Consider the following 24781-nt stretch of genomic DNA (forward strand, 5'->3'; position numbering starts at 1 on the left):
TGTCCTTATACCGGGCCAACAACGAGATTGAAGGGGTGATGTCGATGATGATGTTTTATGGCCTTGGCCTGGCCACCACGCTACTGCCGCTGCTGACACCATGGTGGCAGCAGCACGTTCGTAGCGTCCGGCGTCTGCTCAGGAAGTCGGGAGTGCTGTCATGATCACATTGTTCGGTTTGGGCGCGGGCTTCGGCCTGCCGGAGATCAGCCCCTTCGTCACCAAGACGGAGGTGCAATTGAAGATGGCGGGCCTCGACTATCGGAAGCAGCGGGCGATGCCGCCGGCGTCGCCGAAGGGGCAACTGCCCTTCATCGACGATGGCGGCGAGCTGATTGCCGATTCGACCTTCATCCGTGCCCACATCGAGCGCAAATACGGCTTCGACTTCGATTCCGGACTCGACGTGCGCGCGCGGGCGCAGGCCTGGGGGTTCGAGCGCATGATCGAGCATCATCTGTATTTCGCGCTGGTCGGGGCGCGCTGGGTCGATCCGGTCAACTTCGCCAAGGGGCCGGCGCATTTCTTCGACGGCGTGCCGGCCGACAAGCGCGAGAAGCTGCGCGAGGACGCGCAGTTTCGTGTCGCCGAGAACTATCTGATCTCCGGGCTCGGCCGGCACGCGCCGGACGAGGACGTCGATCTCGCCGCGCGCTCGCTGCGCGCGCTGTCGGTGCAGCTCGGCGACCGGCCTTATCTGATGGGTGATCGTCCATGCGGCACCGACGCGACCGCGTTCGCCGTCATCGCCGGCATTCTCACGCCGTTCTTCGACTCCGAGCTCCGCCGCAGGACCGAAAGCTTCGGCAATCTCGTCGCCTATGCCGAGCGCATGATGGCGCAGTACTATCCTGAGTTCGATTGGGGCAGGGCGGCCGAGGCCGCCTGAGTTCTTAAGCCCCACCCACGTCATTCCGGGGGCAAGGCCGCAGGCCTTGAACCCGGAATCTCGAGATTGTTTTGCGCTCTACTCATGTCGAGATTCCGGGTTCAATCGCCCGTGCACTACCGCGCACGAACGATTTGCCCCGGAATGACGACCAAGCACAGGTCCACAGTGCTGAAGGCAGAGGACTTCGTCAGAGGGCCTCGCCCTTCAACCGCGTCACCTCCGCCTCCAGCTCCGCGATGCGCGCATCGCGCACGGCCAGCGCTTCCGCGACGTCGGCCGCGTCGAACTTCTGCGGGATGTGCTGCGGGCAGTTGGTGTCCCAGGCGCTGATCGTGAACAGCATTACCTGCTCGGGCCGCGCCCTGTAGCCTCTCGGCATCAGCGAGGCCGTCAGCGCGGCATCATCCTCGACCACTCGCGCCGTCCCCCAGATCTTCACCCGGCGGCGATGCGCGTAGTCCATGATGAAGATGTAGGCGTGCGGGTTCTCCGACAGATTGCCCTGGGTGATGTATTGCCGGTTGCCGCTGAAGTCGGCGAACGCCAGCGTGCGGCTGTCGAGCACCTTGAGAAAGCCCTTCGGTCCGCCGCGATGCTGGATATAGGGCTGGCCGTCGGCCGAGGCGGTCGCGAGATAGAAGCTCGTGGCCTCGGCGAGGCGGCCGGCGAGATCGGCGTCGACCTCGTGGCGAAAGCCGCGGCTCTGCTCCACATGCGCGTAGCTCTCGCGCGACCCCTTGCGGGCCTGGATCGCCTTGACGGCGGGTGAGAACATGACGTCGCCGGGTGCCTGGATGGTTGGCTGGGTCATCGCAATGACTCCTTGTCGCTGCGGCCGTGGCTGCCGCCGTGAAGGCAATATGGTCCCAATCCCCCAGGGAAATAATCTGACCAGTTGACATTGGATCGTTGCAGATGTTGCAATAATCCCATGGACCGCATCGATGCCATGCAGGCGTTCGTCACCGTCGCCGAGCTGAACGGCTTCGCACCGGCGGCGCGCCGGCTCAAGCTGTCACCATCGGCGGTCACCCGTTTGGTCGCCGCGCTCGAAGCGCATCTTGGCGTCCGCCTGCTGCAGCGGACGACGCGCTCGGTGACGCTGACCGATTCCGGACGACGCTATCTGGAACGCGCTGGCCGCATCCTGGCCGATCTGGCGGAGGCGGAGCGCGCCGCGGAGAGCGAGCGCCTACAGCCGGTGGGGCGGTTGGTGGTCTCGGCGCCGGTCGGTTTCGGCCGGCTCCATGTCGGTCCGGTCATGGCCGCCTATCTGAGCCGCTATGCCGAGGTCGCGGCCGAGCTGCGCCTCGAGGACCGCCAGATCAATCTGGTCGAGGACGGCGTCGACTGCGCCGTTCGGATCGGCCATCTCGGCGATTCGTCGCTCGTGGCCCGCCAGGTCGGCAGCATGCGCCGGATCGTGGTCGGGGCTCCCGCCTACTTCAAAGGCCAAGGCGAGCCGCGGACGCCCGATGCGCTGGCGAAGCACCAGACCATCCAATTCGGCCCGGCCGACGAATGGCGCTTCGTCAAGGAGGGCAGGGAACTGCGGATTGCGGTCAGCCCGCGGCTCGTTACCAACAATGCCGACGCCGCGATCCAATATGCCGAGGCGGGCGGCGGCGTGACACGGGTGATGGCCTATCAGGCCGCCGACGCGCTGCGTGGCGGCCGCCTCAAGCGGGTGCTGGCGAAATACGAGCCGCCGCCACTTCCCATCCACATCGTGTTCCCGAGCTCCCGGCTCCTATCAGCCAAGGTCCGCGCCTTCATCGACCTGATCGCCACGACCTGCGACTGGCGCTTCGGCTGACGACGTCACTCCTTCTTCGGCACCACGCGAAACGTCGCGTTCGCCCGCGCGATCACGGCGTCGTCGGCCAGCACCAGGCTCTGCACGAAGCAGACGGTGCGTCCGCTCTTGATGACGTCGCTCTCGACGCTGAGCCACTGCCCGATCCCGGCGCTGCCGATGTAGTCGACTGCGAGGTTGATCGTCACCAACGACGCCTCCCAGCCCAGCGTCTGGGCGCAGCTATAGCCCATCGCATTGTCGGCCAGCGATGCGATCAGGCCGCCATGGATCAGCCCGCGCGAATTGGTGTGCGGCACGGCGAGCCGCAGGCCGAGGATGACGGCCTTGTCGGTTCTCCTGGCGTAGAGCGGCTCCCAGGGATCGGTGAACGGGCTCTTGCGGAAATGCGGCTCGAAGCCGGCGGGAATGCTGCTCACGGGTGTCTCGATCGTTGCTGGCGATGTCCGCAGTCAACGACGTCTCCGCGCGTTTTGCACCGCCTACAAAGTTTCAAACGTGTTTTGCGCCGATGTTTGAAACGGTGCGCGCCGACGCCGGCGGAGATGGCGCACGATGTCGCAGGGCCGCTCGACCCCTCGTGGCAATTTCGCGGTGTGCCGACGCAGCCGTGCAATTTCGGGTGCACTCAAGATGCTTAACGTGTTAATGAATTGGTCGCGCGGCTGCAACTTTCGTCTGCCAGGCTTGCGCTGGCTGGCGCGATAGGGGCAGGCTCGCGCGTGCCGCGACGGCGGGTCTGCCGTCACGCTTGCAATGATGGTTATATGCTATAACAATGAAGCAAAGGGCCCTCGAAGGCCCATGATGGAAGGAGAGGATCCCGATGAGGAAGACGCTTCTGGCGTTGGCGCTGGCTGCCGGTGTGACCACCCCCGCGCTCGCGCAAGACAAGACGTTCGAGCTGAAGATTTCGCACTGGGTGCCCGCCAGCCATCCGCTGCAGAAGGCGCTGGAGGATTGGGCCGCATCGGTCGAAAAGGCCTCGGGCGGCACCATCAAGGGCAAGGTGTTCCCGGCCCAGCAGCTCGGCAAGGCGTTCGACCATTACGACATGGCGCGCGACGGCATCGCCGATGTCACTTACGTCAATCCCGGCTATCAGCCCGGCCGTTTCCCGATCATCGGCGCCGGCGAGCTGCCGTTCCTGGTCTCCGACGCCAAGGGCGGCTCGGAAGGTCTGGACGCGTGGTACCGCAAATATGCCGAGAAGGAGATGAAGGACGTCAAGTATTGCCTCGCCTTCGTCCACACGCCCTCGGCTTTCCACACCCGCACCAAGAAGGTCGTCGTGCCCGAGGACGTCAAGGGCATGAAGATCCGCCCGGCCGATGCGACGATCGCCAATTTCGTCACCCTGCTCGGCGGCACCAATGTGCAGTCGTCGGCGCCGGAAGTGCGCGACATCATCGAGCGCGGTGTCGCTGACGGCGTCACCTTTCCGGCGGGCTCGCTGGTGCTGTTCGGAGTCGACAAGGTCACGAAGTACCACATGGACGCGCCGTTCTACGTGACGACCTTCGTGTTCGTCATGAACAAGGACAAGTACAACCAGATGTCGGCGATGCAGAAGAAGGCGATCGACGACAATTGCAACACGGAGACCGCCGGCAAGGTCGGCGAGCCCTGGGGCAAGTTCGAGGACGCCGGCGTCGACAAGATCAAGGCCGAGTCCGGCCAGGAGGTCTACAAGCTGACGCCGGAGCAGACCGCTTTGTGGAAGAAGGCCTCCGAGCCGCTGTTCAAGACCTGGGCCGACGGCGTCAAGAAGACCGGCGTCGACGCCGAGGCCGCCATGACCGAGCTGAAGGCCTCGCTCGCCAAGTACAACGCGCTGGCGCAGTAGCGCTCTTTACATCGCGCTGTTGCGCAGCAGACGGTGCGCTCCCTCTCCCCGTTCTGACGGAGAGAGGGTCGGGGTGAGGGGCAGCCGCACGGGTGGTGCGAGCCGTTAGACCTGTACCCCCTCACCCCAACCCTCTCCCCGCCTTAGCGAAGCTTCGCTTCGCCCTGGCGGGGCGAGGGGGCCCACCGCCTGCTGCGCGGCAGCGCGCGCTCCAATCTTCAAGCCTACGACCAGATTTCAAACGGGGACGCCATGCAGCGCGCCTACATGGACCGGATCATCGATGCGATCGAATGGATCGCCGCGTTCTTCGTCGGCATCGTCGCGCTCGACATCTTCCTGTCGGTGCTGCTCCGCAATACGCTGAACTATTCGATCCCCGATTCCTTCGACATCGGGCGCATGCTGCTCGGCATCCTGATCTTCTGGGGCATCGCTGCGACATCCTATCGCGGCACACACATCACCGTGGATCTGATCTGGGGCAATGTCGGCCCGCGCTATCAGCGCTGGATCGACATCTTCGCAACGCTGGTGCTGCTGTTCGTCGTCACGGTGCAGACCTGGACCCTGTTCGACAAGGTGCGCGGCACCTATGAGGACAACGTCCTCACCTTCGATCTGCACATGCCGACCTGGCCGTTCTTCGCCATCGCCTGGATCGGCGACGTTTCGGCGGTGCTCCTGATCGCCATCCGGACCTATCGCCTGATCTTCCACCCCGAGGAGATTCATGACCCTCACGTCAAGCCCACGGAGTAGTGCCGCATGAGTACGGATGCGGTTGCCGTCATCGGCTTCGTTGCGCTGTTTGCGCTGATGCTGCTGCGCGTGCCCGTCGGCATGGCGATGGGACTCGTCGGCGTGTCCGGCTTCGCCTATCTCGTCAACGGCACGGCGGCGTTGAAGCTGGTCGGCCAGACCTCGATGCGCACGGTCACGGACTACACGTTCGGCGTGATCCCGATGTTCCTGCTGATGGGAACGTTCGTGTCCAACTCCGGCATGAGCCGCGAGCTGTTCCGCGCCGCCAACGGCTTCGTCGGCCATCTGCGCGGCGGGCTCGGCATCGCCACCGTCGCCGCCTGCGGCGGCTTCGCTGCGATCTGCGGCTCGTCCGTGGCGACTGCCGCGACGTTCTCGGCGGTGGCCTATCCCGAGATGCGCCGCTTCGGCTATCCGCAGTCCTTCGCCACCGGCGTCATCGCCGCGGGCGGCACGCTCGGCGCGATGCTGCCGCCGTCGACCGTGCTCGCCGTCTACGGCATCATCACCGAGCAGGACATCGGCAAGCTGTTCATCGCCGGCATCATCCCCGGCCTGTTGGCGATGACCATGTACATGATCACCATCACGGTGATCGGCCGTGTCAGGCCGGATTTTCTCCCGAAGGGCGAGGCGCCGCCGTGGCGCGAGCGCATCGCGGGCCTGAAAGGCATCTGGGCGCCGGTGCTCCTGTTCCTGTTCGTGATCGGCGGTCTCTATGGTCTGCCGTTCCTGCCGCGCTTCACGCCGACGGAAGCCGGCGGCGTCGGCGCCACCGGCGCATTCCTGATCGGCGTGTTCACCGGCCGGCTCGACAAGGACAAGATCCTGGCTTCGCTGCTGCAGGCCACGCGCACCGCGGCCGCGGTGTTCACCGTGCTGATCGGCGCGCTGATCTTCGGCTACTTCCTGACGGTGACGCAGACGCCGCAGAAGGTGACGGAGTTCCTCACCGGCCTCGGCCTCGGCCCCTACGGGGTGCTGGCGCTGATCATGGTGATGTATCTCGTGCTCGGCTGCCTGATGGATGCGATGGCGATGATCATCCTGACCGTGCCGATCATCTTCCCGGTCATCTCCCATCTCGGCTTCGATCCGATCTGGTTCGGCGTCATCATCGTGATGACCGTCGAGCTCGGCCTGATCCATCCGCCGGTCGGCATGAACGTCTTCGTCATCAAGAGCGTGGTGAAGGACGTGTCGTTCTCGACGATCTTCAAGGGCGTGCTGCCCTTCGTCGTCACCGACCTGATCCGCCTGGTGATCCTGATCGCCTTCCCGCTGCTGGCCACCTGGCTGCCGCAACAGATGATGGCCCGCTGATGACGACCCCGATCCTCGAGACCCGCTACGTCTTCACCCTCACCGTGATGATCGGCGACGTCACCAGTGCCGGCGAGACCGGCATCGGCGTGCGCCGGATCATCCCGATCCATGGCGGCGAGGTGAAGGGCCCCGGCCGCGCCGGTGAGGGCATCAGGGGCAGGATCTGCAATTTCGGCGCCGACTTCCAGGTCATCCGTCCGAACGAGCTGATCGACCTCGAAGCCAAATATGGCTTCGAGACCGACGACGGCGCGACGATCTACGTCGAGAACCGCGGCATCCGCTTCGGACCGGTCGACCTGTTGCAGAAGCTCAAGCGCGGCGAGCCCGTGGACCCCAAGCTGATCTACTTCCGCACCCATCCGCGCTTCGAGACCGGCCACGAGAAATATCGCTGGCTTATGGAGCACGTCTTCGTCGGCTCCGCCGCGAGGCACGCGGACCGCGTCATCATCGACGTGCACGTGGTGCTCTAGGCCGCACGGCCTGCCCCAACTCCGTCATTGCGAGCGCAGCGACGACGTGGCCGACGTGCTGCTTATGGCCGGGCTTGTCCCGGCCGTCCACGTCGCTAGCCTGCTGGGGAAGACGTGGATGCCCGGGACAAGCCCGGGCATGACGGAGCCAAAATAATGGCAGTTGGTCTCTCGTTGAGACTAGTCCTCGTCGTCCCAATCCGCCGCCCGGCCATAGCCGCCGTGGTCGCAATTGCGATAGCGCTGGGCCGGCACGTAACGGTAGCGCTCGTAGCCGTAGCCGTCATACGCCGCGTCGCGATAGTGCGACCGGTAGACCGGCGCGGGCTCATAGGCTTGCGCTTCCGACGCCAGCGCGCCGCCGACGAGAGCGCCGACCAGGAGACCACCGATGAGCGCCGCGTTGCGGCCGTCATGGGCCTGAGCCGGCGCCGCGCCGGCGAGCAGGGTGGCGGTCACGGCGAGCGCGGCGATGCCGCCTGCGAGAGATGTCTTCAGCGAAACCATGATCCCCTCCATTGGGAAGTGTGGTGACGGTAGAGGTTCTACAGCGCGCGCTTTGAAGGCACCCTGAATGCGATGTTGTCGGCCGTTCACTTTGCTGTCGGCCACGCTGCCCGCCGCAACGGCGGTGTCGTCCCTGCGAACGCAGGGACCCATACCGCGGAATCTGTCGGTTGGGCATAACTGGCAGTCCTCATCTCACGAGGGCCGGTGGTTATGGGTCCCTGCGTTCGCAGGGACGACAGCGGAGAGCGGTGAGGCGCCGTTGCCTCCGATCCTTGATTTTTGCAAAACAAAAATATCTTGCGTTTTTCCAGAAGTTATGATCATATCGCGCCATCCCGTCCCAAGCCGAGGGGCGTAGCGCGCGATCGTCACGACACGCGGGGCGGGGAGCGGTGGCCGCGATCATGTCGCAGCGTGTCTTCGGGCGCGCGGACGAACGATGTGACGCGGACGTGAAATCGCAGCGTCCTGATACCCCGACGCTGGTATCAAGCCGTGATGGCGCCGCAGGCGCTGCGCGGTGATGGTGGCCAAAAAGCCCGGCGCACCAGGGAGACTGCGTATAAGCGTGAAGACCATCGCGCAGGGAAGGCCGGGCGTTCTCGGCTGCACCTGTGGTACCTGCCGCCTGCATTCTTTTCGCAGGCGGGCCGCAGGCGTCAGCCGACGCCTGGCCTTCCCTGCGCCCTCCGCACCGGAGGGTGAACACGATCAGCAAAGCCCCGGGCGTGATTTCGCCGCGGGAATGCCGGATCATGTCATTTGCCTTTGCGCGCAGGCGGGCCTTACCATGCTGCGTCTGGCCGCGCCCCCCGCGGCTTGTTGTTTTGCATCGCACAACATGATGTCGGGCGCCGCTTATTGACTCCCGCGAAGATCGTTATAAAACATAACTATTCTGAACAGGACACAATCAAGCGATGGGAAACGCCGACACCGCCACGCCAGCGGGCGATCCGTCTCTGCTGCAGATCGAACAGCAGGGCGCCGTCCTGACGATCGGGCTCAACCGCCCGGCCAAGCGCAACGCGCTGAATGACGGCATCATCCTCGCCATCGGCGAGCGCTTCACCAGCCTGCCCGACGACGTCCGCTGCGTCGTGATCCACGGCCTCGGCGACAATTTCTCTTCCGGCCTCGATCTCTCCGAATTGCGCGAGCGCGACGCGACCGAGGGCCTGGTGCACTCGCAGATGTGGCATCGCGTGTTCGACCGCATCCAGTATTGCCGCGTGCCGGTGATCGCCGCACTGAAGGGGGCCGTCATCGGTGGCGGTCTCGAGCTCGCCTGCGCCGCGCATATCCGTGTCGCCGAGCCGTCGGCTTACTTCGCGCTGCCCGAAGGCCAGCGCGGCATCTTCGTCGGAGGCGGTGGCTCGGTGCGGCTGCCGCGCCTGATCGGCGTCGCCCGCATGATGGACATGATGCTGACCGGTCGCGTCTATTCCGCGACCGAAGGCTCGTCCTACGGCTTCGCCCAATATCTCGTCGAGGCCGGTGCCTCGATGACCAAGGCCATGGAGTTGGCCGCCAAGATCGCGGGTAACGCGCCGCTGACGAATTTCGCGGTGCTGCAGGCGCTGCCGATGATCGCGGAGGCCAATCCGCAGACCGGTCTGCTGATGGAATCGCTGATGGCCACCGTCGCGCAGAGCGACAAGGAGGCCAAGAGTCGCATCCGCGCCTTCCTCGATCACAAGACCGCCAAAGTGAAGCCGACGTGACATGACCACACAAACAATAAGAAGCACACAGGGAGGAACGGACGACACGGCGCGCACCGCCAGTGTTCATCCGTTGCGCGCGATCTCGTTCAACGATCCCGCGGTCACCGTCGATCGCCGCGACGACGGCACCATCTATCTCCGTCCGAAGCAGCCGCTCGGCGACTATCCGCAGCGGATCACGGATCGGCTGCATCACTTCGCCAAAGCCACACCAGAGCGCGTGTTCATGGCCGAGCGCGTCGGGCCCGAGGGCTGGCGCGAGCTGACCTATGCCACACTGCTGGCGGCGAGCCGGCACATCGCCTCGGGGCTGCTCGCCCGCGGACTCTCGCCGGACCGCCCGGTGATGATCCTGTCGGGCAATTCGATCGATCATGCCCTGGTCGCGTTCGGCTCGCTCTATGCCGGCGTGCCCTTCTGCCCAGTGTCGCCGGCCTACTCGCTGGTGTCGCGCGACTACGGCAAGCTCGCTTATCTGATGAAGCTGCTGACGCCGGGCCTCGTCTTCGTCGACGACGCCGACAAGTTCGCCGACGCGCTCGTCGCCAACGTGCCCGATGGCACCGAGATCGTGGCCTCGTTCGGCTCGGTGCCGGGCCGCAAGGTCACGATGCTCGCCGATCTCATCGCGTCGCCGCTGTTTGCAGGCCTCGATGCTATCAACGACAAGATCGGTCCGGACACGATCGCGAAATTCCTGCTCACCTCTGGCTCGACCGGCAATCCGAAGGCCGTGATCAATACCCAGCGCATGATCTGCGCCAACCAGGTGATGATCCGCGAGACGCTCGCCTTCCTCAAGGACGAGCCGCCCGTCATCATCGACTGGCTGCCCTGGAATCACACCTTCGGCGGCAACCACAATATCGGCCTGACCTTGTTCAACGGCGGCTCGATGTATCTCGACCAGGGCAAGCCGGTGCCTGGCGGCATCGAGGAGACCGTGCGAAACCTGCGCGAGATCTCGCCGACGGTCTATTTCAACGTCCCCAAGGGCTATGAGTCGCTGCTGCCCTATTTCCGCGAGGACCCGGCGCTGCGGAAGTCCTTCTTCCAGCGGCTGCACGCGATGTTCTTCTCCGGCGCCGCACTGGCGCCGCATGTCTGGAACGAGCTCGACGAGCTCTCGGTGGCCGAGACGGGCTATCGCGTGCCGATGCTGACGGGCCTCGGCTCCACCGAGACCGCACCGTTCTTCATGTCGGTCAATCCACGCACCAGCCGCTCCGGCCATGTCGGCCTGCCGGTCTCCGGCAACGAGGCCAAGCTCGTTCCCAACAACGGCAAGATGGAAGTGCGCGCCAAGGGGCCGAACGTGACGCCGGGCTATTGGCGCCTGCCGGAGGTCTCGGCCGCGGCCTTCGATGACGAAGGCTACTACAAGATGGGCGACGCGCTGAAGCCCGTCGATCCCGACGACTTCAATGCCGGCTTCGATTTTGACGGTCGTGTTGCCGAGGACTTCAAGCTGGCGAGCGGCACCTGGGTTTCCGTCGGCCCGTTGCGGGCCCGCTTCGTGGCTGCGTGCGCGCCGCTGGCGCGCGACGTGATCATCGCCGGCATCAACCGCGACGAGATCGCGGCCATCGTCGTGCTCGATCTCGATGGTTGCCGCCTGATCAACGCGACCTTGCCGTTCGACGACCTCGCCGCCACGGCGGCCGATCCGCTGATCATCGAGGCCTTCCGTCAGCGCTTCGCAAAATTCCTGCAGACCGCGACCGGCTCGTCGACGCGCATCACGCGCGCCGTCCTGCTCGGCGTGCCGCTGTCGATCGACAAGGGCGAGGTCACCGACAAGGGATCGATCAACCAGCGCGCCGTGCTGGAGAACCGCAAGGACCTGATCGAACGCATCTACGCCGCGACGCCGGACGACGACATCATCATCGCCGGCTGATCGACGCATCCAAGGGAGAAACGACAATGTTGTTGAAGGACCAGGCCGCCATCGTCACTGGCGGCGCTTCCGGCCTCGGGGCCGCCACCGCCCGCAAGCTCGCTGCGCAGGGCGCCAAGGTCGCGGTGTTCGATCTCAACGCCAAGCTGGCGGCGGAGGTCGCGGCCGAGATCAAGGGCGTGCCGGTGGTCTGCGACGTCTCGGACGCCGCCGGCGCGGAAGCGGCCGTTGCCAAGGCCGTCGAGGCGCTCGGGCAGCAGCCGCGCGTGCTGGTCAACTGCGCCGGCATCGGCGTCGCCAAGCGCGTGGTCGGCCGCGACGGCCCGATGCCGCTGGCCGATTTCGAGAAGGTCATCAAGGTCAACCTGATCGGCTCGTTCAACATGCTGCGCCTGGTCACCAACGGCATGACCAAGCTGGAGCCGCAGGCGACCGGCGAGCGTGGCGTCGTCATCAACACCGCGTCCGTTGCCGCCTATGACGGCCAGATCGGACAGTCGGCCTATTCGGCCTCCAAGGGCGGCATCGTCGGCATGACCCTGCCGATCGCGCGCGAGCTCGCACAGTTCGGCATCCGCGTGCTGACCATTGCGCCCGGCCTGTTCCTGACGCCGCTGCTCGCCAACCTGCCGCAGGAGGCCCAGGACTCGCTCGCCGCCGCGATCCCGTTCCCGCGCCGTCTCGGCCACGCCGACGAGTTTGCCGCGCTGGCGCTGCACATGGTCGAGAACGCCTACCTCAACGGCGAAGTCGTCCGCCTCGACGGCTCGCTGCGCATGGCGCCGAAGTAGGATTGATGCGCCGAGCTACTCGCCAGAGGCTCGCTGCCAGCCTCTCCCCGCGCGCGGGGAGAGGCCGGATTGCATCGCCAGATGCAATCCGGGTGAGGGGGCTCTCCGCGAGTCTGGTGCGCGTGGCTGCCCCTCACCCCAGCCCTCTCCCCGTAAAGAACGGGGAGAGGGAGCGCACCGTCTACACGGCTGATAGCGAGGCCAAACCAATGTTCATCCACCGCCGCGACGTGCAGATCCAGTGGGGCGACTGCGATCCCGCCAATATCGTCTACTACCCGCGCTATTTCGCGATGTTCGACGATGCAACCTCTGTCATGTTCGAGGCGGCCGGGTTCTCCAAGCAGGACATCGTCCGTCGCTACGGCCTGGTCGGCATCCCCATGGTCGACACCCGCGCCAAGTTCTACATCCCATCGACCTATGGCGACTGGATCACGATCGAGAGCCGGATCGAGAGCATCAAGCGCTCGTCCTTCGACGTCACCCATAAGGTGTTCAAGGGCGAGGCGCTGGCGATCGAGGGATTCGAGACGCGGGTGCTGGTCGGGCGCGATCCGGCCGACCCGGACAAGCTGAAGTCGGCGCCGTTTCCCGAGGAGATGCGCGCCAAGTTTCTCGGTGGATGAGGCTGGAATGGGTGCGACATGCGACCGTCTTAAGGATGTTCAGCTGTCATGCTTTGGTCGACTGGTGAGGCGTGATCTTCTCGTGTTCAATGCTATGATCACGTTTGGACACATATCGGCCGGCCATGTTGGAAGGCGCCCCGGACAAGGGGCGGGACTGCAAACAGGATCGGCGGATCACGAGCTGAACCGAAAAGATCAAGGGAGGATTTTATGAGGAAGGCCTATCTGGCGGCGGCTGGCGTCATCGCGATGCTCGCAGCTGCTCCTGCGCTGGCGCAGACCAGCGAGATCACCATCGGCATCACCACGACCACGACGGGGCCGGGCGCGGCGCTCGGCATCCCCGAGCGCAATGCGCTCGAGTTCGTGCCGAAGGAGATCGGCGGCGTGCCGCTCAAGGTGATCGTGCTCGACGATGGCGGCGATCCGACCACGGCGACGACGAATGCGCGCCGCTTCGTGACGGAGTCGAAAGCCGACATCATCATGGGCTCGGCGCTGACGCCGCCGACCATCGCGGTGTCCAACGTCGCCAACGAGGCCGGCATTCCGCATTTCGGCCTGGCGCCGTTCCCGGTCACGCCTGAGCGGATGAAATGGTCGGTGGTGATGCCGCAGCCGGTGCCGATCATGGGCAAGGTGCTGTACGAGCACATGAAGGCGCACAACATCAAGACCGTCGGCTACATCGGCTACTCCGACTCCTACGGCGATCTCTGGTTCAACGATCTGAAGAACCAGGCGGTGCCGATGGGCATCACGATTGCCGACGAGGAGCGGTTCGCGCGCCCCGATACGTCGGTCACCGGCCAGGTGCTGAAGCTGGTCGCCGCCAATCCGGACGCGATCCTGGTCGGCGCCTCCGGCACCGCGGCGGCGCTGCCGCAGACCGAGCTGCGCGAGCGCGGCTACACCGGCCTGATCTATCAGACCCACGGCGCCGCGAGCATGGACTTCATCCGCATCGCCGGCAAGGCGGCGGAGGGCGTGATCATGGCCTCCGGCCCGGTGATGTCGCCGGAGACGCAGGACGACAGCGCGCTGACCAAGAAGCCCGGCCTCGAGCTGAACAAGGCCTATGAAGCCAAGTATGGCCCGAACAGCCGCAGCCAGTTCGCCGGTCACTCCTTCGATGCGTTCGAGATCCTCAAGCGCGTCATCCCGGTGGCGCTGAAGACCGCCAAGCCCGGCACGCCGGAGTTCCGCGAAGCCATCCGCCAGGCGCTGATGACCGAGAAGGACATGGCGGCCTCGCAGGGCGTCTACAACTTCACCGAAAAGGATCGCTCGGGCCTCGACGACCGCTCCCGCATCATCCTGACCGTGAAGGACGGGAAGTACGTCCCGGCGAAGTGAGCCGCGAGACCATAGCTTCTGATTGAGAAAGGCCGGCTCCGTGAGCCGGCCTTTCGGCCATTTGGACGAGGATCTTTGTAGTTTTCCTGGAGGCCCGCCATGATCCCAGCCCCCACCGGCGCCACAAGGCTCCACATCATCATCGGCGATCCGATCGCACAGGTGCGTGCGCCGGCCGGCGTGAGCCAGGCGTTTGCCGAGCAGGGCAGCGATGCGATCCTCGTCCCGGTCCAGGTCGCGCCGGGCGATCTCGCGGACTTCCTGGCGGCAATGACTCGGGTCAGGAATCTCGACGGCATCGTCGCGACGATCCCGCACAAGTTCGCCTGCTACCGCGCCTGCGCGACCGCCACCGAGCGTGCGCAGTTCATCGGCGCCGTCAACTTGATGCGGCGTGGTGAAAGCGGCGGGTGGCACGGTGACATGGTCGATGGCCTCGGCTTCGTCGGCGCGGCGAAAGCCAAGGACTTCGATCCCGCAGGCTGCCGGGCGTTGCAGATCGGCGCGGGCGGAGCGGGTTCGGCGATTGCGCTGGCGCTGATCGATGCCGGCGTGCGCGAGCTTGCCATTCACGACAGCGATCCCGGACGCCGCGATGTGCTGATCGCGCGCCTCAACGAGCGGGGCAAAGGCCGCGCCGTTGTCGGCGGCACCGATGCCAGCGGCTTCGACCTGGTCGCGAATGCGACGCCGGCGGGCATGCAGCCCGGCGATCCCTTGCCGGTCGACATGGCGACCGTCAGCCCGTCGGCCTATTGCGGCTGCGTGATCACCCGGCCGGAGGTGTCGCCGTTCATCGCCGCTGCGCGCCAGCGCGGCTGCCTGACGGCGACCGGCACCGACATGTACCGGGCGCTGGAGCGCGTGATGGTCGATTTCCTGCTGTCGAAGGAGGCGCCCTCCTGAAGCAGCGCCTCACCCCATCGACATCAGGCTCAGCTCGCAGCCGCCTCGGCGAAGCCGAGATAGCTCGCCGCCACGCGCTCGTCGGTGGCGATCTCGCTGGCCTTGCCGTTGAGCACGAACTCGCCGAGCTCCATGACATAGGCGCGGTCGGCGACCTTGAGCGCGGCCTTGGCGTTCTGCTCGACCAGCAGCACCGAGACGCCTTCCTGGCGCAGCCTGGCGACGATCTCGAAGATGCCGGCGACGATGATCGGCGCCAGACCGAGGCTGGGCTCGTCCAGCATCAGCATCTTCGGCGCGCCCATCAGCGCCCGGCCCATCGCCAGCATCTGCTGCTCGCCGCCGGAGAGCGTGCCGGCAAGCTGCTTGCGCCGCTCCTTGAGCTTCGGAAACAGCGTGTAGACGTGCTCGAAGCCGCGCGCGGCGTGCGCCTTGCTCATGCGGAACGCGCCGAGCTGCAGATTGTCCTCGACGTTCATGGTGGCGAACAGCTCGCGATGCTCCGGCACCAGGCACAGTCCACGCGCGACGCGGTCCTCGATCTCATAGCGTGCCAGGTCCTCGCCCAGGAAGGAGACGCGGCCCTTCAGCGGAAACACGCCCATGATGGCACTGAGCAGCGTGGTCTTGCCGGCGCCGTTGGCGCCGATGATGGTGACGATCTCGTTCTCGGCGACGGTCAGCGAGACCGATCTGACAGCCTCGACCTTGCCGTAGGAGACGTGGACGTCGGCGACTTCCAGCAAGGTGCTCATGCAGCGGCTCCGAGATATGCCTTGATCACCTCGGGATTGGTCTTGATCGCGGCTGGTGTGCCCTCGGCGATCTTGGTGCCGAAATCGAGCACCACGATGCGGTCGGCGAGATCCATGACAAATCCCATGTCGTGTTCGACCAGCAGCACCGACATGCCGCCGGCGCGGAGGTCGCGCAGCAGCGCGCCGAGGCGCTGCTTCTCCATGTGGCGCAATCCCGCGGCCGGCTCGTCGAGCAAGAGCAGCATCGGATCGACGCACAGCGCGCGGGCGATCTCGACGATGCGCTGCTGGCCGAGAGACAACGAGCCAGCAAGCTGGTGCATCTGGTCGCCGAGCCCGACGCGCTCGATCTGGCGCGCGGCTTCCGCGAGCAGCTTGGCCTCGTCGGCGCGATCGAGCCGGAACATGCTGGTAAGCGCATTGGAATGGCCGCGCAGATGGGCGCCGATCGCGACGTTCTCCAGCACCGTCATGTCCGGCACCAGCTTGACGTGCTGGAAGGTGCGGGAAATGCCGAGCTTGACGACGTCCTGCGGCGGGGCGTTGCCGACGGCCTTGCCGAGCACCGAGATGTTGCCGGAGGTCGGCGGCAGCACGCCGGTGATCAGGTTGAAGGTCGTGCTCTTGCCGGCGCCGTTCGGGCCGATCAGCGCGACGATCTCGCGGGCCTGGACGTCGAAGGAGACGTTGTTGACCGCAACCACGCCGCCGAACTGCTTTCGCGCGTTGTCGACCTGCAGCAGGACGTTGGGCGTCGTCGCGGACCGCTCGCGGGCCGGCAGCTTGATTGTGGTGTCCGGCTTCTTCGCCAGCGGCTTGAACGGCAGGCGCGCCGTCAGCCACGGCCACAGGCCGGTCGGAGCGAGCTGGAGGAGCGTCACGAGCAGGATGCCGAACACGATGGTCTCGAGCTGGCCCTCGCCATGCAGCAGCAGCGGGAGGTAGCTTTGCAGGACCTCCTTCAGCACAACGACGATCGCAGCACCCAGCACGCCGCCCCAGACATAGCCGGCGCCGCCGACGACGGCGACGAACAGATATTCGATGCCGGCCTGGGCACCGAACGGCGTCGGGTTCACGGCGCGGGTGAAGTGCGCATAGAGCCAGCCCGAGAGGCCGGCGAGCACGGCGGCATAGATGAACACCAGCAGCTTGGCGCGGGGTGCGTAGACGCCGAACGCTTCCGCCGCGATGTGGCCGCGGCGCAGGGCGCGAATGGCGCGGCCGGTGCGGGAGTCCAGCAGGTTCATCGTCAGCAGCGCAGAGATCAGAACGGCGGCCCAGATCGCGAAATAGATCGTGCCGGGATCGAGCATCTTGAGGCTGCCGATCGACAGCGGCGGGATGCCGGAGATGCCGTCATTGCGGCCGAGGAAGGCGAGCTTGCTGAACAGGTAGTACAGGCCGAGACCCCAGGCGAGCGTGCCGAGCGGCAGATAGTGGCCGGACAGTCTGACCGTGACGAGGCCGAGCAGCACCGCGGCGAGGCCGGAGACCAGCAGCGACAGTGGCAAGGTCAGCCAGGGCGAGATGCCATACTGCGCCGAGAGCACCGCGGTCGTGTAGGCGCCGAAGCCGACGAAGGCGGCCTGGCCGAACGAGGTGAGGCCGCCGACGCCGGTCAGCAGCACCAGGCCCATCGCGACCAGCGCGGACAGGCCGATATTGTCGAGCAGCACGATCCAGAACGGCGGCATGCCCGGAATGAACGGGATCGCCGCAACGATGACGGCAAAGACGATGAGAGGCCAACGCTCGCGCACGGCTCAATCCTTCTCTTCTTCGACCGCGGGCGCGGCGAGCGAACGCAGCAGCAGGACCGGGATCAACAGCGTGAAGACGATCACTTCCTTGAAGTTCGAGGCGTAGAACGAGGAGAACGCCTCGACGATGCCGACGACGAGCGCGGCGACGGCGGTCAGGGGATAGCTGATCAGGCCGCCGATGATCGCGGCGATGAAGCCTTTGAGGCCGATCAGGAAGCCGGTGTCGTAATAGAGCGTCGTGATCGGGACGATCAGGATGCCCGAGAGCGCGCCGATGCTGGAGGCCAGCAGGAAGGCGATCTGGCCGGACAGCGTGGTGCGGATGCCGACGAGGCGGGCGCCGAGCCGGTTGACGGCGGTGGCGCGCAGCGCCTTGCCGTAGAGGGTCAGGCCGAAGAACAGCCAGAGGCCGACGATGAAGGCGATGGTGATGCCGTAGACCGCCATGCCCTGTCCGGTAAAGCGCAGCGAGCCGAGCGTCGCGCTGGCATTCAGCAGCGTCGGGCCACGCTGGCCTTCGGCGCCGAAGAACAGCAGGCCGAGGCCCTGCAGCGCCAAGTGAACGCCGACCGAGGCGATCAGCAGCACCAGCACCGAGGTGTGCGCGAGCGGCTGGAACACGATGCGGTAGAGCGACAGGCCGATGCTGGCCACGATCAGCAGCGATAGCACCAGGCTGACGCCGGCGGGCATGCGCTGGTTCGCCGCCCACATGCTGGCGAGCAGAATGGCCACCGGGAGGACCACGTTGAGGCCGAAGGTGCGCGCGATCTTCGGCGCGTGCAGCGTCTTGCGCATGGCGTAAAGGTCGAAGGCGAAGGCCACGAGCCCGATCACGACGGCGAGCTTCGCCGTGCCCGGCATTTGGCCGGCAGCGAGCGAGGCATAGGTGAGGGCGCCGTAGGTGACGAATTCGCCCTGCGGGATCAGGATCACCCGGGTGACGGCAAACACCAGCACGAGCGCCAGCCCGAGCAGCGCGTAGATCGCGCCATTGGTAATGCCGTCCTGCAACAGGAACAGCAGGATCGTTGTGTTCAAGACCGGACGCTCCCCCTCTGTGGTGACCGGATGCGGGCGACGCCATGCGCCGTCCGCAGGTCGGGGCAGTTGAATTGGGCTGCCCGTGTTTGATATAGTGGATAACAATTATCGATTATAATCTCAAGGCCGCTGTTCCGGCTGCGGCGTTCGAGACCAGGGATGGAAGCAAATGCGATGAATTTGGCGGACCGTGATGGCCGATAGCGCCAAGCCCGTCAGCAAGAGGGAAAGCCGCAAGGAAGCTGCCGTAGCGGCCGATGAGACGCAAGCGGTCCAGCTCGGCGAGCTGTCGGATCTGCTTGGCTATGTGCTGAAACGGGCGCAGTTGAAGGTGTTCGAAGACTTCCTGCGCTGCGTCGCGCCGCTGCAACTGACGCCGGCCCAGTTCTCGGTGCTGCTGCTGCTCGACGCCAATCCGGGCCGGAACCAGACCGAGATCGCCAACACCCTGGGCATCCTGCGGCCGAACTTCGTGTCCCTGCTGGACAGCCTCGAGAGCCGCGACCTGTGTGCGCGAGTGCGTTCGGCCAACGACCGGCGCTCGCACATCCTGATGCTGACCGAGAAGGGCCGCGCCGTGCTGGCCCGCGCCAAGAAGCTGGTGGTGTCGAAGCACGAGGCGCGGCTCAACGAGCTGCTGGGCCCGGATGGGCGCGACGCGCTACTGGCGATGCTCACCAAGATCGCGGAGGAGTTCTGAAGGACGCAGGCGCGCCCCTCAATCGACCAGGATGACCCTGACGTCGTTCACGTTGGTGAGCGTCGGTCCGGTCTGCAGCAGGCCGCCGGTCGCGGCGAAAAATGCGGTGGCGTCGTTGTTGGCGAGATAGGCCTGCGGATCCAGCCCCTGCGCCCGCATCGCGGCGATGACCTCGGCATCGACAAGCGCACCGGCCGGATCGGAGGCGCTGCCGCCGCCGCCATCGGCGCCGTCGGTGTCGCCGGCGAGCGCCGCTATGCCCTCCATGTCCTTGAGGAGGTCGGCGAGCGCCAAGGCATATTCCTGGTTCGGGCCGCCGCGGCCCTGGCCGCGCACCGTCACGGTGAGCTCGCCGCCGGAGATTATCGCCATGCGGCGGCCGAGCGCGCGGGCCTCGCGCGCCAGCTTGGCGTGATCGGCCGCGACATCGCGGGCCTCACCCTCGAGATCGGCGCCGAGATCGAGCACGTCGTAGCCCGCCGCCTTGACGCTGGCCACGGCGGCCTCGAGCGAGCTGGCGGGGCGCGCGATCAGCTCGAACGAGGCGCGGGCGAAGGCGGCATCGCCGGGCTTGCAGCTCTCATTGGCGGCATCATCGAGCGCCCGGCTGATCGCCGGGTCGACCTCGAGCTTGTATTTGGCGACGATGCCGCGGGCATCGGCCAGCGTGGTCGGATCGGGCACCGTCGGACCCGATGCGATCGCCGAGGGATCGTCATGCGGCACGTCGGAGATCGCCAGGGTCACGATCTCGGCCTTCTGCCCGGCCCGCGCCAGCCGGCCGCCCTTGATCCGCGACAGATGCTTGCGGACCGTATTCATTTCGCCGATCGGTGCGCCCGAGCGGAGCAGCGCGCGGGTCAGTTGCTGCTTCTGCGCGAAGCTGACGCCGTTCACCGGCGCGACCCAATTGGCGGACCCACCACCGGAGAGCAGCACCAGCATCAGGTCGCCGGGCTCGGCGGTTGCCGCCAGTTGCAGCGTCTCGTCGGCGGCCTTCAGCCCGGCCTCGTCTGGCATCGGATGTCCGGCCTCGATGACCTTCACCCGCCGGGTCGGCACGCCATGGCCATGGCGGGTGGTTGCGATGCCGGTCAGCTTCGCGGGATCGAATCCCAGCGTGTCCAGGTAGTGGCGCTCGGCCGCGACCGCCATCGCGGCCGCGCCCTTGCCGGCGGCGAGACAGATGATTCGTCCTTTGGGAGCCGCCGGCAGGAATGCCGGCAGCACCATGTCAGGATGCGCCGCGGCGACCGCGGCATCGAAGATCGCGCGCAACAACGGACGGCGGCTGGTCATGCGGCGCCGCCCACGTGCCGTGCGCAGCCTATTTCAGTTCGCCGCTCATGACCTCGCCGAACAACTGCCAGCGCTCGCCCTTGAACTGCATCAGCTGCAGCTGCTCGATCGGCTGGAAGTCGTCCGGACCGGTGGTCAGCGTGATGCCGGGCAACAGCCCGCCCTGCGCAAACTGCTTCAGGCTTGCCGCCTGCTTCATGACATTGGCGCGGGTCAGTTCGTCGCCGCATCGCTTCAGCACCTCGACCATCGTGGTGGCGATGTTGTAACCGGTCAGCGCCGACGAATCCACGGGGTTGATCTCCGGCAGATATTTGGCGAGCAGTTCCCTGAACGCGCCGAGACCGGGGTCGTTGGCCCATTGCGGATCGGAGGCATCCTTGGCATAGGCGGCCGAGATCACCCCTTGCGAGTTCTCGACGCCGGCCGGCCGCATCACGGCCGCGGTCGAGGCGCTGACGTTCGAGATGATGGTCAGCGGCTTCCAGTTCATCTCGCCGAGCTTCTTGATCGCCTGGGCGCCGGACTTCGGTGTGGTGAACAGCACGACGATGTCGGGATTGGCCGACTTCATCTTGACGATGTGCGACTCCACCGTGGGTTCGGCGATCTCATAGCTCTCCTCCAGCACGACGCGGGAGGTGTCGCCAAGGCCGTCCTTGAGACCCTTCAGATAGTCCTTGCCCATGTCGTCGTTCTGGTAGAGCACCGCGATCTTGCCGGTCGGCTGCTGCGCGGTGAGGTATTTGGCGTAGATGCGGGCTTCCGACTGATAGCTCGGCAGCCAGCCCATGGTCCACGGATTGGTCTTGGGCTCGTTCCACTTGGTGGCGCCGGTCGCGACGAACAGCTGCGGCACCTTCTTGGCGTTCATGTATTTCTGGATCGCCGTGTTGGGCGCAGTGCCGAGCACGCCGAACAGGAACAGCACCTCGTCGCTCTCCACCAGCTTGCGTGCCTGCTCCACCGTCTTCGGCGGCGAATAGGCGTCGTCGTACGAGATGAAATTGATCCTGCGGCCGTTGATGCCGCCCTCATCATTGACCTTCTTGAACACAGCCGACATCGCCTTGCCGACCGAGCCGTAGGCCGAGGCCGGGCCGCTATAGGGCACGATGTTGCCGATCTTGATCTCGGTGTCGCTGGCGCCGGTGTCGTATTTCTTGTCGGCATAGGCGCCGCCGGCAGCGGCGCCAACCAAGGCGAGGCCGAGCAGGCTGGAGAGCGTGCGGCGGGTGAGGGCAGTGGTCACGTGGGGACTCCTTCTCGGCCTTGGAGCTTGGCCTTGTTGTTGGATTCGCCCGCAGCACGGGCGACTCGTTTCACTCCGGACGAGTCCCCATAGCGCAGCCGCGCGCTCGGCGTAACCGCCGCCGCTGCATGACCGCCTCTCTTTCAACTCCTAGCTTAAGAAATTCTTGGCAAAGACAGCAAAGATGCCTGGAGAGAGCGCCTCCTGCGGCGCGAAGCCGCAGGAGGCGGTTTCAACTGCGTTCCGTCGTTAGCCGCCGACGTCGGCGGAAATCACGTCGCCGAACAGCTCCCATTTCTCGCCCTTGAAGCGCATCAGCTGCAACTGGCTGACGGGCGCGAAGTCGGTTGCCGAGGTGTTGATCGTGATGCCAGGCAGCAGCATCTCGGTGCGGAAGTTGCGCAGGGATGCGGCCTGCTTCATGACGTTCTCGCGGGTGAGGTTGTCGCCGCACTGCTTCAGCACCTGCACAAGCGTCTGGGCCACGCTGTAGCCGACGACGGTGCCGCCATCGAGCTTGTCGCCATCCGGGAAATCCTTCGCCATGAAGTCGAGGAACTGTTTCATCCCGGCATCATCCTTCCATTGCGGATCGGAGACGTCCTTGAGATAGGCCGCCGAGAGGATGTCCTGTGAATTCTCATAGCCGGCCGGTTTCAGCACGCTGCCGACGGAGGCGGAGACGTTGTTGAGGATATGCAGCGTCTTCCACTCGATCTCCTTGACCTTCTTAATTGCCTGCGCCGCAAATTTCGGCGTGGTGATGTTCACGAATACGTCGGCGCCGGTGGACTTGAGCTTGACGATGTGATTGTCGATCGAGGGTTCGGCGGTCTCGTAGCTCTCCTCCATGACGATCATTGAGGCGGCCTTGGCTCCAAGCCCATCCTTCAGCCCTTTCAGATAGTCCTTGCCGTAATCATCGTTCTGATACAGCACCGCGATCTTCGCGTCCGGCTTTTCCTTCAGCAGATATTTTGCGTAGATTCTGGATTCGCTCTGGTAGTTGGGCTGCCAGCCCATGGTCCAGGGGAAGTCCTTCGGATCGTTCCATTTGGTGGCGCCGGTGGCGACGAACAGCTGCGGGACCTTCTTCGAGTTCATGTATTTGTGGATCGCCGAGTTCGGCGGCGTGCCCAGCGAATTGAAGATGAACAGCACTTCATCGCTCTCGACCAGCTTGCGTGCCTGTTCGACCGTCTTCGGCGGCGAATAGGCGTCGTCATAGGAGATGAAGTTGATCTTGCGACCGTTGATGCCTCCCTCGGCGTTGATCTTCTTGAAGTAGGCCGCTTCCGTCTTGCCGATGATGCCGTAGGCCGAGGCCGGCCCGCTATAGGGCATGATGTTGCCGATCTTGATCTCGGTGTCGGAGGCGCCGGTATCGTATTTCTTGTCGGCGGCGATTGCGGAGCTCGAGGCGAGAACGATGGCGGCAGCCGAGGCGAGGGCGGCCCTTCGCGTGATCATCATGGTGCGTTTCTCCCGTGTTGGTTTGGTTGACGTGTCTCGGCCGCCTTGATGGCGGCTCTTGTTCTGGCTGGAACTATAGCAGAGCTGCACCGGGGTGGTTGCGACATCACGGCACGGTCCGTGTTTTCGCGGTGCCTTGGCGGTCCATATCATGTGCAACTGCGAGAGGTCTCCGCAATCTCGGCGGGTGAGTGCTCTGCAAGAACAGCCTGAGATGAATAGTTCGACGCCGATCCAGATATGAAAAAGCCCTCCGCGCCGATGGCGCGGAGGGCCAGTGGAGATCGGCACCGCTTTCTGCGGCGATGCGCGATTACTCGATGGCGCCGCTGATCGCCTCGCCGAACAGCTCCCACTTCTCGCCCTTGAACCGCATCATCTGCAATTGCTCGATGGGCGCGAAGTCGGTAGCCGAGGTGTTGATCTTGACGCCCGGCAGCAGCGTGTCGGGCGCGAAGTCCTTAAGGCTCGCGGCCTGCTTCATCACGTTGGCGCGGGTCAGGTCGTCACCGCACATCTGCAGCACCTTCACCAGCGTCTGCGCGGCGCCGTAGCCGTAGACGGTCGAGCTGTCGAGCTTGTTGGCGTCGGGATAGTACTGCGCGAGGAAGTCGAAGAACTTCTTCATGCCGGGATCATCGTTCCACTGCGGATCCGCAGCATCCTTGGCGTAGGCGGCCGAAAGAATCCCTTGCGAGTTCTCGAAGCCGGCCGGCTTGATCACGCTGCCGACCGAGGCCGACACGTTGACGACCAGATGCGTCGGATGCCAGTCGATCTCGGCAAGCTTCTTGATCGCCTGCGCCGCGAACTTGGGCGTGGTGACGCTGAAGAAGACGTCGGCGCCGGAGGCCTTCAGCTTGACGATGTGGCCGTCGATCGAGGGTTCGGACGTCTCGTAGCTCTCCTCCATGACGATCATGGACGCGGCCTTGTCGCCGAGGCCGTCCTTGAGGCCCTTCAGATAGTCCTTGCCGAAATCGTCGTTCTGGAACAGCACGCCGACCTTGGCGCCGGGCTTGTCCTTGAGCAGGTACTTCGCGTAGATGCGGCCCTCGCTCTGGTAGCTCGGCTGCCAGCCCATGGTCCAGGGGAAGTTCTTCGGGTCGTTCCACTTGGTGGCGCCGGTGGCGACGAACAGTTGCGGGATCTTCTTGCCGTTGAGATATTTCTGGATCGCCGAGTTCGAGGGCGTGCCGAGCGGGTTGAAGACGAACAGGACCTCGTCGCTTTCGACCAGCTTGCGCACCTGCTCGACCGCCTTGGGCGGCGAATAGGCGTCGTCATAGCTGACGAAGTTGATCTTGCGGCCGTTGATGCCGCCCTCGGCGTTGATCTTCTTGAAATACGCCTCCTCGGTCTTGCCGATCACGCCGTAGGCGGACGCCGGTCCGCTGTAGGGCATGATGTTGCCGATCTTGATCTCGGTATCCGACGCGCCGGTATCGTATTTCTTCTGGGCGAGTGCTGCGCCCGAGGTGAGGGCGATGACCGCCGTCGCGATCGCGGCGATTCGTAGTTGTTGAACGACCTGCAAGAGTTCCTC

Annotated in this window: 23 protein-coding genes; 13 read left to right on the top strand and 10 right to left on the bottom strand. The window is 65.2% G+C overall.

The annotated features are described in order from the left end of the window. Nucleotides 1-160 precede the first annotated feature (160 nt). Nucleotides 161-889: a glutathione S-transferase family protein gene (locus tag ACQR1F_RS16275; protein ID WP_316182870.1), complete on the top strand. Its 729-nt coding sequence runs from the start codon at nucleotides 161-163 to the stop codon at nucleotides 887-889. 190 nt (nucleotides 890-1079) lie between these two features. Here the strand turns inward: ACQR1F_RS16275 and ACQR1F_RS16280 are convergent, their stop codons facing one another. After that, entirely contained in the window at nucleotides 1080-1703 is a 624-nt protein-coding gene (locus ACQR1F_RS16280) for a pyridoxamine 5'-phosphate oxidase family protein (RefSeq protein ID WP_434913458.1), read from the bottom strand. Between the two features lie 120 nt (nucleotides 1704-1823). On the opposite strand from ACQR1F_RS16280, the gene ACQR1F_RS16285 reads away from it, so the two are divergent. After that, nucleotides 1824-2708 (top strand): LysR family transcriptional regulator, encoded by an 885-nt coding sequence (locus ACQR1F_RS16285; protein ID WP_316238204.1) that lies wholly within the window; start codon nucleotides 1824-1826, stop codon nucleotides 2706-2708. Nucleotides 2709-2713: 5 nt separating this feature from the next. Here ACQR1F_RS16285 and ACQR1F_RS16290 read toward each other — a convergent pair whose 3' ends face one another. Continuing rightward, nucleotides 2714-3127, bottom strand: coding sequence for a PaaI family thioesterase (locus ACQR1F_RS16290; RefSeq protein WP_315805179.1), 414 nt, complete (start codon nucleotides 3125-3127; stop codon nucleotides 2714-2716). Nucleotides 3128-3534: 407 nt separating this feature from the next. On the opposite strand from ACQR1F_RS16290, the gene ACQR1F_RS16295 reads away from it, so the two are divergent. From ACQR1F_RS16295 to ACQR1F_RS16310, 4 genes are all read left to right on the top strand, one after another. Next, nucleotides 3535-4554 carry a TRAP transporter substrate-binding protein gene (locus tag ACQR1F_RS16295; protein WP_316182874.1) on the top strand — a complete coding sequence of 340 codons (1020 nt, stop codon included), beginning with the start codon at nucleotides 3535-3537 and terminating at the stop codon, nucleotides 4552-4554. 252 nt (nucleotides 4555-4806) lie between these two features. Beyond that, nucleotides 4807-5316: a TRAP transporter small permease gene (locus tag ACQR1F_RS16300; protein WP_315805177.1), complete on the top strand. Its 510-nt coding sequence runs from the start codon at nucleotides 4807-4809 to the stop codon at nucleotides 5314-5316. Between the two features lie 6 nt (nucleotides 5317-5322). After that, complete coding sequence (locus ACQR1F_RS16305) at nucleotides 5323-6642, top strand: TRAP transporter large permease (RefSeq protein WP_315805176.1); 1320 nt, start codon at nucleotides 5323-5325, stop codon at nucleotides 6640-6642. Continuing rightward, nucleotides 6642-7121 carry a DUF3237 domain-containing protein gene (locus ACQR1F_RS16310; protein ID WP_434913459.1) on the top strand — a complete coding sequence of 160 codons (480 nt, stop codon included), beginning with the start codon at nucleotides 6642-6644 and terminating at the stop codon, nucleotides 7119-7121. The genes ACQR1F_RS16305 and ACQR1F_RS16310 overlap by 1 nt, the downstream gene beginning before the upstream one ends. A gap of 180 nt (nucleotides 7122-7301) precedes the next feature. Here ACQR1F_RS16310 and ACQR1F_RS16315 read toward each other — a convergent pair whose 3' ends face one another. After that, nucleotides 7302-7628, bottom strand: coding sequence for a hypothetical protein (locus tag ACQR1F_RS16315; RefSeq protein WP_434913460.1), 327 nt, complete (start codon nucleotides 7626-7628; stop codon nucleotides 7302-7304). Between the two features lie 923 nt (nucleotides 7629-8551). Here ACQR1F_RS16315 and ACQR1F_RS16320 point away from each other — a divergent pair. From ACQR1F_RS16320 to ACQR1F_RS16345, 6 genes are all read left to right on the top strand, one after another. Further along, on the top strand, nucleotides 8552-9355 hold the full coding sequence (locus tag ACQR1F_RS16320; protein ID WP_315805726.1) for a crotonase/enoyl-CoA hydratase family protein: 804 nt from the start codon (nucleotides 8552-8554) through the stop codon (nucleotides 9353-9355). Nucleotide 9356: 1 nt separating this feature from the next. Then, nucleotides 9357-11258 carry a feruloyl-CoA synthase gene (locus ACQR1F_RS16325; RefSeq protein WP_434913461.1) on the top strand — a complete coding sequence of 634 codons (1902 nt, stop codon included), beginning with the start codon at nucleotides 9357-9359 and terminating at the stop codon, nucleotides 11256-11258. Between the two features lie 26 nt (nucleotides 11259-11284). Then, nucleotides 11285-12049: an SDR family NAD(P)-dependent oxidoreductase gene (locus ACQR1F_RS16330; RefSeq protein WP_434873385.1), complete on the top strand. Its 765-nt coding sequence runs from the start codon at nucleotides 11285-11287 to the stop codon at nucleotides 12047-12049. A 209-nt stretch (nucleotides 12050-12258) separates the two neighbouring features. Then, entirely contained in the window at nucleotides 12259-12678 is a 420-nt protein-coding gene (locus ACQR1F_RS16335) for an acyl-CoA thioesterase (protein ID WP_316238200.1), read from the top strand. Between the two features lie 213 nt (nucleotides 12679-12891). Beyond that, nucleotides 12892-14037 (top strand): ABC transporter substrate-binding protein, encoded by a 1146-nt coding sequence (locus ACQR1F_RS16340; protein ID WP_315805730.1) that lies wholly within the window; start codon nucleotides 12892-12894, stop codon nucleotides 14035-14037. Nucleotides 14038-14136: 99 nt separating this feature from the next. After that, nucleotides 14137-14943 (top strand): shikimate dehydrogenase family protein, encoded by an 807-nt coding sequence (locus ACQR1F_RS16345; RefSeq protein WP_315805731.1) that lies wholly within the window; start codon nucleotides 14137-14139, stop codon nucleotides 14941-14943. A gap of 29 nt (nucleotides 14944-14972) precedes the next feature. Here the strand turns inward: ACQR1F_RS16345 and ACQR1F_RS16350 are convergent, their stop codons facing one another. Genes ACQR1F_RS16350 through ACQR1F_RS16360 form a run of 3 tightly spaced genes read right to left on the bottom strand, consistent with a single transcriptional unit; the run spans nucleotide 14973 to nucleotide 18508 of the window. Continuing rightward, nucleotides 14973-15698: an ABC transporter ATP-binding protein gene (locus ACQR1F_RS16350; protein WP_316216437.1), complete on the bottom strand. Its 726-nt coding sequence runs from the start codon at nucleotides 15696-15698 to the stop codon at nucleotides 14973-14975. Beyond that, the gene (locus ACQR1F_RS16355; protein ID WP_434838552.1) at nucleotides 15695-17464 is read right to left on the bottom strand and encodes a branched-chain amino acid ABC transporter ATP-binding protein/permease; all 1770 of its coding nucleotides are present in this window, start codon (nucleotides 17462-17464) and stop codon (nucleotides 15695-15697) included. Before ACQR1F_RS16355 ends, ACQR1F_RS16350 begins: the two co-directional genes overlap by 4 nt. A gap of 3 nt (nucleotides 17465-17467) precedes the next feature. After that, a complete protein-coding gene (locus ACQR1F_RS16360; protein WP_316177177.1) occupies nucleotides 17468-18508 on the bottom strand; it encodes a branched-chain amino acid ABC transporter permease in 1041 nt (346 codons plus the stop codon). 196 nt (nucleotides 18509-18704) lie between these two features. On the opposite strand from ACQR1F_RS16360, the gene ACQR1F_RS16365 reads away from it, so the two are divergent. Then, complete coding sequence (locus ACQR1F_RS16365; protein ID WP_315713766.1) at nucleotides 18705-19211, top strand: MarR family winged helix-turn-helix transcriptional regulator; 507 nt, start codon at nucleotides 18705-18707, stop codon at nucleotides 19209-19211. Nucleotides 19212-19229: 18 nt separating this feature from the next. Here ACQR1F_RS16365 and ACQR1F_RS16370 read toward each other — a convergent pair whose 3' ends face one another. From ACQR1F_RS16370 to ACQR1F_RS16385, 4 genes are all read right to left on the bottom strand, one after another. Then, nucleotides 19230-20510 (bottom strand): glycerate kinase type-2 family protein, encoded by a 1281-nt coding sequence (locus ACQR1F_RS16370; RefSeq protein WP_315805735.1) that lies wholly within the window; start codon nucleotides 20508-20510, stop codon nucleotides 19230-19232. Nucleotides 20511-20538: 28 nt separating this feature from the next. Further along, on the bottom strand, nucleotides 20539-21762 hold the full coding sequence (locus ACQR1F_RS16375) for an ABC transporter substrate-binding protein (RefSeq protein ID WP_434913462.1): 1224 nt from the start codon (nucleotides 21760-21762) through the stop codon (nucleotides 20539-20541). A 249-nt stretch (nucleotides 21763-22011) separates the two neighbouring features. Continuing rightward, nucleotides 22012-23235: an ABC transporter substrate-binding protein gene (locus ACQR1F_RS16380; RefSeq protein WP_315805737.1), complete on the bottom strand. Its 1224-nt coding sequence runs from the start codon at nucleotides 23233-23235 to the stop codon at nucleotides 22012-22014. A gap of 313 nt (nucleotides 23236-23548) precedes the next feature. Beyond that, on the bottom strand, nucleotides 23549-24772 hold the full coding sequence (locus ACQR1F_RS16385) for an ABC transporter substrate-binding protein (RefSeq protein ID WP_315805738.1): 1224 nt from the start codon (nucleotides 24770-24772) through the stop codon (nucleotides 23549-23551). Nucleotides 24773-24781: the final 9 nt, after the last annotated feature.

The sequence above is a fragment of the Bradyrhizobium sp. HKCCYLS3013 genome (assembly GCF_051167615.1).
Classification (GTDB): domain Bacteria; phylum Pseudomonadota; class Alphaproteobacteria; order Rhizobiales; family Xanthobacteraceae; genus Bradyrhizobium.